Source organism: Mucilaginibacter sp. 3215, from assembly GCF_050433785.1.
GTDB lineage: Bacteria > Bacteroidota > Bacteroidia > Sphingobacteriales > Sphingobacteriaceae > Mucilaginibacter.
The window spans coordinates 187,182-201,578 of the sequence record NZ_JBNPWO010000002.1 but is presented as its reverse complement, the minus strand read 5'-3'; the positions used below and the strand labels follow the sequence as shown (position 1 = coordinate 201,578).

The window sequence follows — 14,397 nt, the reverse complement described above, 5'->3', positions numbered from 1 at the left end:
ACCCTTTTTTGTGCCCCTAACTTTTTGTGTGTTTGGGTTGTTGACGGAGTAATTATGAAGAAAAAGATAGTTGTTGCTATTACGGGCGCCAGTGGTTCAATATATGCCAGTCTGCTGCTGAAAAAACTAACTCAATTGCAGGATCAAATTGCCGAAGTGGGCGTTGTTATGTCAGATAATGCCAAAGATGTTTGGAAGTTTGAACTCGACAACGAAGAATACAGCCGGTTCCCTTTTAAATTTTACGCTAAAAATGATTTCATGGCACCTTTTGCTTCGGGTTCGGCAAAGTTTGATACCATGGTAATTGTTCCCTGCTCTATGGGGGCGCTTGGAAGGATAGCAGGAGGGATCTCCGACGACCTGATCACCCGTGCGGCCGATGTGATCCTTAAAGAGCGCCGGAAGCTGGTATTGGTAGCCCGTGATACGCCACTCAGCCTGATCCATATCCGTAACATGGCGGCAGTTACAGAAGCAGGGGGTATCATATGCCCGGCTATCCCATCATATTACAGCAAGCCCCAAACTATTGAAGAGCTGGCTATGACAGTAGTAAACCGGGTTATTGATTTAATAGGTCTGGAAAGTAAAAGCTATGAGTGGAAGGGGATCTGAATTCTACATCACTTCGGTTAAGTATCAATAGTCTATTAATCAGTTGCTTATATAGTATGGTTTTAATCAAAGAAAGTTGTTAGCCAGGCAACATAGTAATGTTTAATCATAAAAAAGTTGCCAATAAAATTGACAACTTACCGAGGGGGCGTTTCTTTTATTTATTGTTAAGCAGCTTTATTATACCTCCAGCATTAATAACTCTACCGTCCAACGGCGCATAAATATTTTTGAACACGGGATTAGAAATCGAGCCAGTATAAATCGGTCCCCATTTATTTTGTCGTTGATCAGTAAGATTCTCGGCATTAATGAAAATAACAAAATGCTTCCACATCTTTTGCACAAGCAGTCCGAAAGTCCAATAATCACGACCTGTTGTGCCACCATCTAATAATTGTGAACCTGTATAAAATCCCTCAACGCCTGCCCGGAAACTGTTTTCCACTTCGTAGGTCAGGTCTGCGTTTAACTGGTGTTTGGGTGTTAATGTCTGAGCACTGCTTAACCCGTTAAAATGGCGTTGTACATCTGTATAGGTATAACCAAGGTAAATCCCTAACTCATCCATCAGCAGCTTAACATTGGTTTCGGCCCCTTTGCTGATCAGGTAACCCGTAGCGTTTATAAAGGCATTATTTTGTAATACCAATGGATCATTCACTTTGGTGAGGAAGAATAGCTGATTAACCTGCAAAAAAGCATCGCCTACTGCGCCTTTATAATTTACATCTGCGTTGGCACCGGCCGAACGTTCGGCTTTGGTTGCGCCAATATTTAATGGCTGCAAATACCGGTAGCCCTGTTCTTCGGCATCGTCATTAAAAATATCGGGCATCTTATAGCCCAAACCGCCGCCTACGCGGCTACTCCAATGTTCATCGAGCGTAAATAGCGTGTTAACGCGTGGCAACAGGAATAACCCGTTTGAGCTTGCAGATGACGGCGAGTTTTCGTCAAGCCGAATACCACTTTCTACAGCTAACCATTTTGTGGGTTTGAAGGTATTTTGAGCAAAAATTCCGTAAGTGTTGCGGCTATAGCTTAAATCTACACTTCCGTTTGGTTGCGACAAATGATCTGTCCAAACATCCGCACCGGCTACCCAGCTTGCAATGTTGCCATTACGGACATAGTTAGCTTCGGTATAAGATGATAATTGATTGCCCTTAAATAGAAACTGCGGCTCACCTATTGTCCTGTAAAAGTAGCCAATCGTATTTTTAAAGTTCAGTTGGTTGTTCGAGTCAAGCTTATGCGTGTAGGAAAACTGCGTGGAAAGACGGGCGCTTAGGTTATGCTCGAAATATTGGTGCTGATTATCGGCATGGCCGTTGATGACCTGCATATCGCCACCTAAACGATCTTCGTGCATGAAGTTAACACCAAACCAAAGTTGATCGCGGTTGCCTGGCTTTAAGAATACTTTTGGCGCAAGCGTGAAGCGATTGGTTTTAGGCACCGCGGAGAGCCCTGTATTACCCGGAGCGTAAGCACCATTATAGTTATAAGAACTAAAAATTGTTGTTCCAATGTGTGTCCATTGCTGGCTGTAAAAACCGCTGGCATCGGTGCCTTTGGCCGAATTCTGGTTAAGCAGCAAGGTCAATTCGGGTTTAGCCGCTGGCGTTTTGGTGATCAGGTTAACTAAACCAGCAATAGCCCCACCACCGTAAAGTGTCGATGCCGAACCTTTAATAATCTCGGCCTGCTTCAGGTTAAGTGGCGAAACCTGCACCAAGCTTAACCCACCCGAAAAGCCATCGTACATTGGCAATCCGTCCTGCAATAACTGCGTATAACGACTATCCAGCCCCTGGATTCGGAAACTCGCTGTGCCGCTTACCGCCGAAGTCGCTTGTACATGTACACCCGTGATCTCGCCCAGCAGCATTTTTATATCGCCGGGGCGCATGGTGCGTTTTTCGTCCAGTTCCTCAGCAGGCAGTGCTTCGATACGGGTAGGCACATCACTGCGGTTTTGATTGGTGCGGTTGGTTTGTACCACCACCTCCGCCAATTCACCTGCCATTGGCTCCAGGTAAACCTCGATAACAGGCTTGATATTTTTGACTGGCAACACGAAAGTTTTTTCCTGCGGTAGATAACCCACCATACTGAATTTGATCTCGTATTTGCCGCTGGGCAGGTTGAACAGAATATGCCCGTTGCTATCCGCAGCAGCGCCTCTTTTTAATTCGTTGATATAAGCCGTCACACCGGCTATGGACTGTTTGGTTTGGTCATCTTTGACCAGAATAGATAAAATATGCTGTGCACGTGCAGCCACTGAAGCCAGCAACACAGCGCCTAAAAGTAAATAGCGCATGAAATAGCTTAAAACATAAGAAATTGATGATTGAGAAAATGAGGGTTTTCCTATGCTAAAGGCGGACGAAACAAAGAAGGGTGGTAATAACTCAAAGCACCGGAGCTATGATGTAACAAAGCTGGGATGATGGAGCCTAATGATAACGGTTCAGCCAAAAACGGGCTAACCGGTTGAATATTAACAGCAAAGGATGGCGTACCCTGGAATTGCAACGCACCGGGTTTTGATGGCTGATCATGCTGGTTATGGTTTAACAGATCTTTGCCGTTCAGCAGGTAATCACCGATGAAATCCAGTACGCCTTTTTCGTCAGGTGTGACCACCTTTTCATAAGCCCGGTACATGCGCGGTAATTCGTTAAGCAGCGAAAAATCACCCAATGGCAAAACAATGCAGCCAAAGAGCAAATATCCGATCATCCAAAAAGCCGCGATCCTTTTGAGCATGAGCGTAAATTAACTAATAAATTCTGTAGGAAAACTGAGTTTACATCTCATGGAAAAACGGGTGTATAATATTACATGCGATTAGTGTATGCAGGTGGCGCTATTTTTATTTGGATTTATTCTAAATAACGTGTTTCTTTGCCACGAATAAGATGCGCCCTATGTAATAAATTAATACGCATAAAAAAGCCGGTGATCCGTCGCCAAACTTCCTACCGGCCAATGTTAACAGATCCTTCAACCCATTAATCATTTAAACAAAGATGTATTCTTTCTTATGCAGTAAAAAATTTTACTTTACTTTTCTTTCATTATTTTTTTCGGCGGTCCTGTTCGCCCAGACCGGGACCATCAAGGGGACCGTCAAAACCTCGGACGGCCAGCCCGCTGAATTTGTGACGATCGGCTTGAATGGTGCAACCAGGGGAACGACCGTCAATCAAAAGGGCAATTATCAATTAAAAAACGTCTCTCCGGGCAGTTATACGTTGACGGCCAGTTTTATAGGCTTGATCACCCAAAACAAAGAAGTGGAGCTCAAAGCCGGCGAAACACTGACCGTTGATTTTGTATTGTCCGAGACTAATGAGCAATTGCAGGAAGTAGTGGTAAAGGGTGCTAAAACCAACAAATTTGCCAATAAAAAAAGCGAGCTGGTGGCCAGGATGCCGCTGGCCAATCTGGAAAACCCGCAGGTTTACAGCGTAGTGACTAAGGAATTACTGCGTGAGCAGGTGGCAACCAATATCAGCCAGGCCACCAGTAACATTACAGGGGCTGCGCCAAATACCTACCCGGCGGGTGGCTTCGCCATTACTTCACGCGGCTTTATTACAGGGATTAACGCCCGTAACGGGATGGAAACGGTAGCCAGCCGTTCTGGCTTGGATATCGGTAATATCGAGCGTATAGAAGTGCTGAAGGGCCCCTCAGGTACTTTGTTCGGAGCTAATATTTCTTCTTTCGGCGGAGTAGTCAATGTGGTCACCAAGAGGCCGTACGATACGTTTGGCGGCGCAGCCTCATACACGTTGGGCAGCTACGGATTGAACCGGGTCAGTGCGGACGTGAACGCTCCGCTAAATTCTGAAAGAACAGCCTTGGTTCGGATCAATACCGCTGTAAACCGCCAGAACAGTTTTTTAACCAACGGGCATAATAACACCGTGCTCATTGCGCCCAGCTTGTCTTACCAGGTCAGCGACCGCCTGAAACTGAGCGCCGATTTAGAGTATTTCAATACCGACCAGACCAGGATCATGTATACCCGCGTAACGCCTGCTTCAGGGATCACCAGTGCCGACCAAATCCCGCTGGCTTATAACAAGTCACTGTATCTCGACGATGCCAACGCGCTGACCAGTTCCAATAAACTATTTTTGGAAGGTAAGTACAAGATTTCAGACAACTGGACCGCGACCACTTTATTCTCTTTCGTAAGCGAGAACGTTAAACAGAGCTATCAATATTATCCGACCTGGATCTCTCCGACAAAAGTGGCCCGCAATGTGGTGCTTTATGGCCCGATGTTTAATAATTATACCAATTTTCAGGAAAACATCAATGGAGAATTCAAAGCAGGCGCAATCAAACATAAAGTGTTGATTGGCCTGAGCTACCGTTATTATAACGGCAATTTCTATAGTACGTTTACACCGGCTAACCGGTTTATCGACACGGTAGATGTAAACAAAACCCCTAACCCGGTTGCTGTGGGCAAGGCTAAAGTAGATGAGTATTTTCTTAAATACGGCATGCTTGCTCCATTCGGTGTTTCAGACCAGTTTACCACCAGCGCCTATGCGACGGATGTGATCAGCCTGAATGAACGCCTTTTCGCCATGCTGAGCCTCCGCTTTGATCACTACCGCTATAAAGGCTATACCAGCCCGAGCCTATCAAGTCCTTATACCCAAAACTCAGTGGCTCCAAAACTGGGTTTGGTTTACCAGGCGGTTAAAGACCAGGTTTCGCTGTTCGTTAATTACATGAGCGGTTTCCAGAATATTGCCCCAGTCCAACAACCCGACGGTACTTTATTCGTAGTGAAGCCCATTTTCGCCAACCAAACGGAGGGTGGGATCAAGACCGAAGCATTTGAAAAAAAAGTGAACCTGACCTTAAGTTACTACTATACCAACATCGCCAACGCCACCCGAACGGATTCAAAAGGTTTTACCTTTCAGGACGGCAGGCAGGTTAGCAAGGGAGTGGATGCCGAGCTGATTGCCAACCCCTTGCCTGGTTTGAACATCATCATGGGGTATGCTTATAATAACAATAAGATCTTAAAAACTACCAATCCTGCCCTGGAAGGTAATATGGCAGCTACCGCGCCCGCAAGGATCGCTAACTGGTGGGTCAGCTACCGCTTCCGGCAGACTTTAAAAAATGTCGGGATCGGCTTTGGCGGCAACTATGTAAGCAAGGCCTTTCTAACCGCAGACAACACTTACAGCCTGCCGCATTATACTATCCTAAACGCGGCTGTTTTTTATGATCAGCCGAAATGGCGCTTTGATTTTAAGGTAAATAACCTCGCCAAACAAAAGTATTGGGACCTTGCCGGTTCAGCCCAGCCTTTGGCCAATATAGTCGCTAATCTCACGATCAAGTTTTAATATGGTAACGAATAGAAAAAAGAAATCAGCCTTCCGCCTTGTAGCGGAATGGCTGCATTTATGGCTGGGGCTGATCTCCGGCCTGATCGTCTTCATTGTATGTTTTACAGGGGGGCTTTGGGTCTGGCGCTACGAGATCGGCTATTTTACGGAAAAATACCAGCGCGTTGAAGTACGTGATAGGCCGTATCTTCAGCCCTCCGCGCTTATTGCCAAAACCCAGGCTTACCTTGGGGGAAAAAAAGATACCGGGGCAACACTGAGCAATCTCATCAATAACGGCCGCGGGCGTTCGGTCATGGTTGGCTATACTTTCGGTAAAAAAGGTATTGCCAATATCTATGTTGATCCTTATGACGGGCATATTATCCTGGATAAACGTAAGCCTTCGTCCTTCGAATTCTTTATCCTGTTTGTACGCGCAGGGCACCGCTTTCTATGGTTGCCGCAAAAGATCGGCAGTCCCATCGTCGGTTCGGCCTGTTTGATATTCCTGGTCATTATCATTACCGGCCTGATCTGGTGGTACCCGCGAAGCTGGAGCCAAAAAAACCGCAATAGGAGCTTTAAGATCAAATGGAACGCCAACTGGAAACGATTGAATATCGACCTGCATAATGTGGTCGGGTTTTATGCTTCCATTTTTATCCTTTTTTTAACGGTTACAGGCATCTATTTTACGTTCGATTGGTTCAAACACGGCATGTACCGTACGCTGACCTGGAAAACGCCCGTTGAACTCAAAGAAGATGAGCCATCGTCAGATACGACGCTTATAAACAAGCCTGTGGTAGCCGTGGCACTGGACCATATCTGGCGGCAAACGGCCAAACGCCATCCGGATTTCGGGCGTATCGTTTTAACCGCCCCCCATGAAGCCAAAGAACCTTACGAGGCGATGGTATTCTTCGGTGACGGCACCATTATTTATAACCGCGCAACCTATTTTTATGATCAAAGCACACTTAAACCATTACATTATATTGATGAGGAAGACCGCCCTTACGGCGAGCTGTCTGCGGGCGAAAAACTATACCGCATGAATTTCGATATCCATACCGGTCAGATCCTCGGACTGCCGACCAAAATACTGGCTTTCGTCGCGTGTATGATCGGCGCGAGTTTACCGGTAACGGGCACGCTGATCTGGTATAACCGCAGGTGGGGTAAAAAGAAGAAAAAAGCAGCCTCGCCATTGGCCTAAGGATCAAAGTCCTGCCTGCCCCGAAGCTGATCTTCGGGCAGGCAGTTCAGGCGCCACGGTATTTATCCTAACTTCAGTTTACGTAAAAGGAATTGTTAATCATTCGAAATTGAGCAGGATATTGAGATATGATCGAGCAACTTACAGTAATAAACAAATACATATATTCTTTAAGCCCAAAGCATACCCAATAGGATCATTTCAGTCAGCAAAGGTAGATTCGGCTCCACTCAAACGCATTGACATTTTTAGTTTTAATTCCCTAAATTTGTGTTTGGGTGTAGTCTGATTGGAATCGTAAGTATCTCCGTGTATTTTGTGACGGGAATTAGTTCTAAATATCCTGCAATTGAGGAGTATAATTATTCAGGTACTCTTAATGAATTAATAATTAGTCTTCGAAGCTATATTACGGTCAACGGTTAAAGATCAGTAACCCCGGTATGCTTGCGTTTAATAAAGTTCCGGATATCCAACACAATACCTGCAAAAAAATAAAATATAAGCGGAAAGCCTACTGCCAGGAAAGACGAGTAGATAAAGAAAAGCCTGATCTTGGAAATCGAGATGTTAAAGCGTTCGCCAAGGTAGGTGCATACACCAAAAGAGTACCGTTCAAAGAAAGTAAGTATCCGCTGTAGCATGGTGTCAGGCCAGTTTTAGTATCTTATTACCAACGCCGCATTGCAGGCATTTCTTATAATTGCAATAATTATTTTTTAATTCAAGCAATGCCTGTGATTCAAACGCAGTTTCAATTTTCACTCCTAAGTTAACAAAATCAGCAATAATATTGTTTTTTTCGGCCGGTAAATTTTCTAACAATTTAAGACTACGGCTAATAAAATATTGCTGCTGATGCTGCTTGCCGTAACTGAACAGGAACAAGGCCACTGCATTGAGCAGCAAAATATCAACAGATCCATCGCCCATGTTTTTTGATGACGGCTTGGATTGTACATCAAACCGGTAATGATCCTCCCAGTAATCGTTTACTTTGATCTCTGTAAATAAACTACGCAGTGCTTTTACCTCTTTAATTTCTAATATTTTAGATAACAGGTGGTTTGACTGTACGATAAGTGCGGCAAATTGCGCCAGCCTGATGGTTGGAAAGTTTTGGGGCCTTAGCCGCATAAACTTCCACAGGTGGCTTTCTATAGGTTTAAGGTTGTATTTTTTACGCAGATATTCATACTCCTTTTGAAGTTTGAGCGGATAATCATCTTTAAATTCACCCTCTAAAAAGCCTGCTTGTCCAAATATCAAAGCCTCTATCTGCATTGGGTTATTTTTGTTTTTGGCGAGGATAAGCTGAGGCAGCGATTTAGCCATCAGCTCAAACGGCAGGGCGTTTACTTTAAAACCAAAGTTTGCCGCTAAAAACTGGTAAAAAGTTTCCTCCCAATCGCGTTTGTTAAGTGCCAAAGCCGCCACCACATTGGCCGATCGTTTTTCCATCCGCTCAACGAGTACGCGGGTAAGCCAGTTTTGCATGGTGAGGGCATCCACTGTAGCGATGCCGTTTTCGCAGGGTATAAAGCTTTGGTTGCCGAAAACCAGTTTATGGTATTTGTTGTAAAGTGTTTCACTAATACGGCTTTGCAGTTCAAGAGTTGGAACTTTGCGCCCGTTTGGTAAAAACAGCTGCGCATCGTTACGATAAACCACATGTAATATCACATTATCATAAGCGCCATCATTAGTATGGCCATGCTTTTGCCAGTCGGACGCGGAAAGGTGTACTTCTACGTTGCCTGCCCAAACAGTTTCGCTAATACGGATCTTCGCATTATGAAAATCGGGACCTGAATCTGAATTGTGCAGCCCTGCCGAAAAGATCTCCAGTTCTTCGCCATCTACAGTTTGAAGGTTTTCGCGCTCAAAAAGCCTGAATTTCCAGATGTAATGCAAAAAATCTTCGGTGAAAAGCATGGTTATGTTTTGGGTGAATGGTTGATACCGTTAGATTAGGTTGAATAAGTTTTATTAAAGCAAATATGCCTGTTATTATATTGGTATTGCGCCTCTATTTTAAAATTCCTAATATTACGGAAACCAACAATATTTGCCAAGCCTATGAATGAAATAAAATCACCAGTACCCCGGACCACGCGTGGGCGCATTAAATCCATTATTGGCGGATCTCTGGGTAATTTGGTTGAATGGTACGATTGGTATGCTTACACAGCTTTTTCTCTTTATTTTTCAGATGCTTTTTTCCCTTCAGATGACCAAACCGTACAGCTTTTAAACACCGCCGGCATTTTTGCCATCGGCTTTTTAATGCGCCCTATAGGCGGTTGGGTAATGGGCTCCTTTGCCGATAAACGCGGCCGTAAAACAGCGCTTACATTTTCGGTACTGCTCATGAGCGTTGGTTCATTGATCATTGCCATAACGCCTGGCTACAAATCCATCGGGGTTGCTGCGCCTATACTGCTGGTGTTGGCCCGCATTATCCAGGGCCTGAGTGTAGGAGGGGAGTATGGAACCAGCGCCACCTATCTGAGCGAAATGGCTACAAAAAAGCATCGTGGTTTTTATTCAAGCTTTCAATATGTAACGCTTATTATGGGGCAATTACTGGCGTTGGGCGTTTTAGTGTTACTGCAAAGAGCGTTTTTATCTGAAAAACAATTGCATGACTGGGGCTGGCGCATTCCGTTTGGAATCGGGGCAATACTGGCTGTCACCACTATGTATTTAAGGCGAAGCTTACAGGAATCAGCATCGTTTGATAAAGAAAGAAAAAAAGCAGATGCCCTGAATGGCACTATAAAAGCTTTAACAAAGCATCCTAAAGCTGTTTTTACGGTAATTGGATTAACCATTGGCGGTACGCTGGCGTTTTACACCTTTACCACCTATATGCAAAAGTTTTTGGTTAATACATCCGGCTTCAGTAAGAGTGCCGCTACGCTCATCTCAACCTTAACATTAGCTGTATTTATAGTGATACAACCTTTATTTGGCTTACTATCGGATAAAATTGGCCGAAAACCATTGCTAATTGGTTTCGGCATATTGGGTACCCTTTGTACAATTCCTGTCATGACATTGCTAAGCCATACTAAAGATGTATGGGTTGCATTCGCGCTGATCCTTTGCGCGCTGGTCATTGTAAGCGGCTATACCTCAATCAATGCTGTTGTTAAGGCCGAACTTTTTCCGGCCAATGTGCGCGCCCTGGGCGTAGGTTTCCCTTATGCAATAGCCGTATCCCTGTTTGGCGGCACTGCCGAATATATTGCCCTGTGGTTTAAAAATGAACATCATGCGCAATGGTTTTATTGGTATGTAACTGTTTGTATCGCGCTATCATTGGTTTTATATATCACCATGAATGATACCCGCAAATATTCAAAAATGGAAGATTGCGAGCCTGAACCAGAATTTACAGAATTTTAAGATTAACTGAATGGTTGTGTGAATTAATTGTTATTTAATGGTTAATTATAGATCCATGGGGCTGATATTTCTGATGTCAATTCTGCGAATTCTCGAATTCTGAAAATTCTGATCAATAAAAAGTATTAATTTTGCCCGTTCATCACAAGGGATAACCCTTAAATTTATGACTGACACAAGCAATTTATTTCAACTGGCGGTAACATTACTGCAACAACTAATATCCATCCCATCGTTTAGTAAAGAGGAAGACCGCACAGCCGATCTGATCAACGAATTTCTGCAGTCGCATGGGGTAACCACTCATCGTAAGCTTAACAATATCTGGGCCTGGAATAAACATTTCAACCCGGCTAAAGAAACTATCCTCCTTAACTCACATCACGATACCGTTAAGCCCAATTCGGGCTATACACGCGACCCTTACGATGCCAAAATTGAAGATGGTAAATTATATGGCCTTGGCAGTAATGATGCCGGAGGCTGTCTTGTTTCACTTATAGCGGTATTTCTTTATTTTTATGATAAGGAGAACCTGAAATATAATTTCTGCCTGGCGACTACCGCCGAAGAAGAAATTTCAGGCGTGAACGGCCTGGAGCTGATCATTCCAGATTTGGGGCAACTATCTTTTGGTATAGTAGGTGAGCCAACCCTGATGCAATTGGCAATTGCCGAACGGGGGTTAATGGTGTTGGATTGTACCGCTCATGGGCGTGCCGGCCATGCCGCCCGCGAAGAAGGGGAGAACGCTATCTACAAAGCGTTAACAGATATTGAATGGTTCCGTACTTTTAAATTTCCGAAAGAATCAGAAGTTTTTGGGCCGATAAAAATGTCGGTGACTATTATTAATGCCGGCTCACAACACAACGTTGTGCCTGCCAGTTGCGTCTATACTGTTGACGTGCGTGTAACTGATGCTTATCGTAATGAGGAAGTACTGGAGATTATCCGTGAGCATGTTGCCAGCGATGTAAAACCGCGTTCTATCAGGTTAAAACCATCATCTATCCCTAGAGAACATCCCATAGTTCAGGCTGGTATAGCGCTTGGCCGTACCACCTACGGCTCGCCAACCACATCAGATCAATCATTGCTGGATATCCCTTCCATAAAAGTTGGCCCCGGCGATTCCGCACGTTCACATACTGCCGATGAATTTGTTTATGTAGATGAGATCAGGGAGGGCATTGAGTTGTACATTAAGATGCTGGAGAGTATTAATTAACATTTTAAAAATAAAAGGTCATGCCGAACTTCTTTCGGTTACTCCGCAGGGTAAGCAGACATCGCATGTCGGGTACTTGTTCTGTAAGGTACCGAGATAAGTTCAGGATAACGGGTAAAATTACAGCCCGCTTAACCGATCGGTTAAGCGGGCTGTTTGGTTATAAGATTAAACCTGCTTTACAGGGGTTATATATAATGCACTGATTGTTAGATGTATAATTGTTTGTGTAGAACCCGGGCCGTAAATTATATGATACAAGGCGTTGATTTTTACTAAAAAAATGTAGTTTTAAAATTCGTGAACCAATAAGTTTATATACCCTTATCTTAATGCCCTTAAAACGCTATTGCTGGCTTTCGGCAAAAACATTCTTGCTCATCATCTTATGCTGTATAACCTGCTTTTATGCATCGGCTCAAAAAAAGAACGCGGGGTATAAGTACCATATCCGCAGGGCAGCTTCGGCTATTAATATAGACGGGGTGATGAATGAGCAAGCCTGGATGCAGGCCGATTCGGCAGGCGATTTTTTTATGGTATTGCCGATGGATACCAGTAAGGCTACTGTTAAAACCGAGGTACGGATGACCTATGATGATAAAAACCTGTACATCATAGCTATCAATTATAATTCGGTGCAAGGGCCTTACATGGTTGAATCGTTAAAACGTGATTTCAATTTTGTGAAAAATGATAATTTCCTGATCTTCATGGACCCATTTGATGCCCGCACCGATGGCTTTAGCTTTGGCGCCAACGCGGCGGGAGGGCAGTGGGATGGCAGCATGTATGAAGGCGGCAAGGTTGACCTTAGCTGGGATAATCGCTGGTATTCGGCAGTAAAAAATTATCCTGATAAATGGGTTTGGGAAGCATCCATCCCGTTTAAGAGTATCCGTTATAAAAAAGGTATAAAGGAATGGGGGATCAACTTTAGCCGTAATGATCTCAAGACTGCCGAAAAATCAAGCTGGACACCCATCCCGCGGCAATTTCCTACAGCTTCATTGGCTTACACCGGCACACTTGTTTGGGACGAAGCGCCTCCAACGGCCAGCAGCAACGTATCTATAATCCCATACGCGCTTACGGGTTTATCTAAAGATTATCAGCATAATACCAAAACCGAATATAAACATGAAATAGGAGGGGACGCCAAGATCTCCGTCACACCAGCGCTTAACCTCGATTTAACAGTCAATCCCGATTTTTCGCAGGTTGATGTTGATCAACAGGTAATCAACCTCAACAGATACGAACTTTTCTTTCCTGAAAAACGGCAGTTTTTTTTAGAAAACGGTGACCTGTTTGCCAACTTTGGTTACTCAGATATTCGCCCATTTTTTTCAAGGCGGATAGGCCTCAACGTACCGATTGATTTTGGAGCAAGACTCACCGGTAAATTGGATAAGGACTGGCGTATAGGCGCTATGGATATTCAAACAGGCGGCTCGGGCAGCGCCCGGCAGGCTCCTGAAAACTACGGCATTATTACCTTGCAAAGACGGATCCTTGATCGTTCAAACATTGCTTTCCTATTTGTAAATAAGGACGCTACTGCCAATATTCCCGGCACCAATACCGGATCAACTGCTTATAACCGCAATATAGGCGCCGAGTTTAACCTTGCCTCGCGCAGCAATATCTGGACAGGCAAAGTACTGGCCCTTAAATCATTTACGCCCGGCGTAAGCGGACACGATTACGTGGTATCCGATCATTTCCAATACCTGAGCAAATACTGGACGCTTTATATGCAGGAGGAGTACGTAGGTAAAAATTACAATGCCGAAGTGGGCTATGTTCCCCGTGTTGGTTATGTGAAGTTAAGCCCGCTGTTACTACATAATTTTTTTCCTAAGCAAGGTAATATTCTAAGCCATGGCATCCAGCTTACCTCTAATTATTTCTTCGATGAGTCTTTCCATCGTACTGATAATGAAAGTATCCTGTCATATTTGATCACATTTCGTAACCGCGCAACACTGTCGGTATCGGGCATAAATGATTATGTGCGTCTCCTAAGGCCTTATGATCCAACCAATATCGGTAAAGGCTTATTACCTACCGGCTCTGAGCACAATTGGAATACAATTGATGTGCAGTTTGTATCGAAGCCGCAAAATGTGTTTACCTATTTGCTGGAAGCATCGCACGGTGGGTATTATGATAAGGGCGTTCGTAATAGCATTACAGGTTTAATAGGCTATCGTTTTCAGCCTTATGTAAACATTGCTATCAATACTTCCTTCAATGATTTAAGGTTGCCGCAGCCATTTGGCCATAATACATTCTGGCTGGTAGGGCCAAAAATTGATGTTACTTTCACCAATAGCTTGTATTTTACCACCTATATACAATATAATGAGCAGGTGGATAATATCAACATTAATACCCGCCTGCAATGGCGCTATAAACCTGCGTCCGACTTGTTTATTGTATACGGCGATAATACCACGCCATCACCGTATACAGTAAAAAACAGACAGTTAACGTTAAAATGGACGTACTGGTGTAACTTATAATTGGCT

At 44.1% G+C, this 14,397-nt stretch carries 10 protein-coding genes; 6 read left to right on the top strand and 4 right to left on the bottom strand.

Annotation, left to right across the window (positions count from 1 at the left end):
• Positions 1-54: 54 nt before the first annotated feature.
• Entirely contained in the window at positions 55-618 is a 564-nt protein-coding gene (locus ABIC84_RS04635) for a UbiX family flavin prenyltransferase (RefSeq protein ID WP_426588220.1), read from the top strand.
• Between the two features lie 157 nt (positions 619-775).
• Here ABIC84_RS04635 and ABIC84_RS04630 read toward each other — a convergent pair whose 3' ends face one another.
• Both ABIC84_RS04630 and ABIC84_RS04625 read right to left on the bottom strand, forming a co-directional pair.
• Complete coding sequence (locus tag ABIC84_RS04630) at positions 776-2,947, bottom strand: TonB-dependent receptor (RefSeq protein ID WP_429262806.1); 2,172 nt, start codon at positions 2,945-2,947, stop codon at positions 776-778.
• Positions 2,948-2,997: 50 nt separating this feature from the next.
• Complete coding sequence (locus tag ABIC84_RS04625) at positions 2,998-3,396, bottom strand: hypothetical protein (RefSeq protein WP_429262805.1); 399 nt, start codon at positions 3,394-3,396, stop codon at positions 2,998-3,000.
• Positions 3,397-3,659: 263 nt separating this feature from the next.
• Here ABIC84_RS04625 and ABIC84_RS04620 point away from each other — a divergent pair, with 263 nt between their 5' ends.
• Both ABIC84_RS04620 and ABIC84_RS04615 read left to right on the top strand, forming a co-directional pair.
• Positions 3,660-6,017: a TonB-dependent siderophore receptor gene (locus ABIC84_RS04620; RefSeq protein ID WP_429262804.1), complete on the top strand. Its 2,358-nt coding sequence runs from the start codon at positions 3,660-3,662 to the stop codon at positions 6,015-6,017.
• Position 6,018: 1 nt separating this feature from the next.
• On the top strand, positions 6,019-7,221 hold the full coding sequence (locus tag ABIC84_RS04615; RefSeq protein WP_429262803.1) for a PepSY-associated TM helix domain-containing protein: 1,203 nt from the start codon (positions 6,019-6,021) through the stop codon (positions 7,219-7,221).
• A 422-nt stretch (positions 7,222-7,643) separates the two neighbouring features.
• Here the strand turns inward: ABIC84_RS04615 and ABIC84_RS04610 are convergent, their stop codons facing one another.
• Positions 7,644-7,865: a PspC domain-containing protein gene (locus tag ABIC84_RS04610; RefSeq protein ID WP_022830549.1), complete on the bottom strand. Its 222-nt coding sequence runs from the start codon at positions 7,863-7,865 to the stop codon at positions 7,644-7,646.
• 4 nt (positions 7,866-7,869) lie between these two features.
• Positions 7,870-9,156 (bottom strand): DUF2851 family protein, encoded by a 1,287-nt coding sequence (locus tag ABIC84_RS04605; protein ID WP_429262802.1) that lies wholly within the window; start codon positions 9,154-9,156, stop codon positions 7,870-7,872.
• A 144-nt stretch (positions 9,157-9,300) separates the two neighbouring features.
• Here ABIC84_RS04605 and ABIC84_RS04600 point away from each other — a divergent pair, with 144 nt between their 5' ends.
• From ABIC84_RS04600 to ABIC84_RS04590, 3 genes are all read left to right on the top strand, one after another.
• Positions 9,301-10,632: an MFS transporter gene (locus ABIC84_RS04600; RefSeq protein WP_429262801.1), complete on the top strand. Its 1,332-nt coding sequence runs from the start codon at positions 9,301-9,303 to the stop codon at positions 10,630-10,632.
• Positions 10,633-10,798: 166 nt separating this feature from the next.
• A complete protein-coding gene (locus tag ABIC84_RS04595; RefSeq protein WP_429262800.1) occupies positions 10,799-11,863 on the top strand; it encodes a M20 family metallo-hydrolase in 1,065 nt (354 codons plus the stop codon).
• Positions 11,864-12,195: 332 nt separating this feature from the next.
• Positions 12,196-14,391, top strand: coding sequence for a DUF5916 domain-containing protein (locus ABIC84_RS04590; protein WP_429262799.1), 2,196 nt, complete (start codon positions 12,196-12,198; stop codon positions 14,389-14,391).
• Positions 14,392-14,397 lie beyond the last annotated feature (6 nt).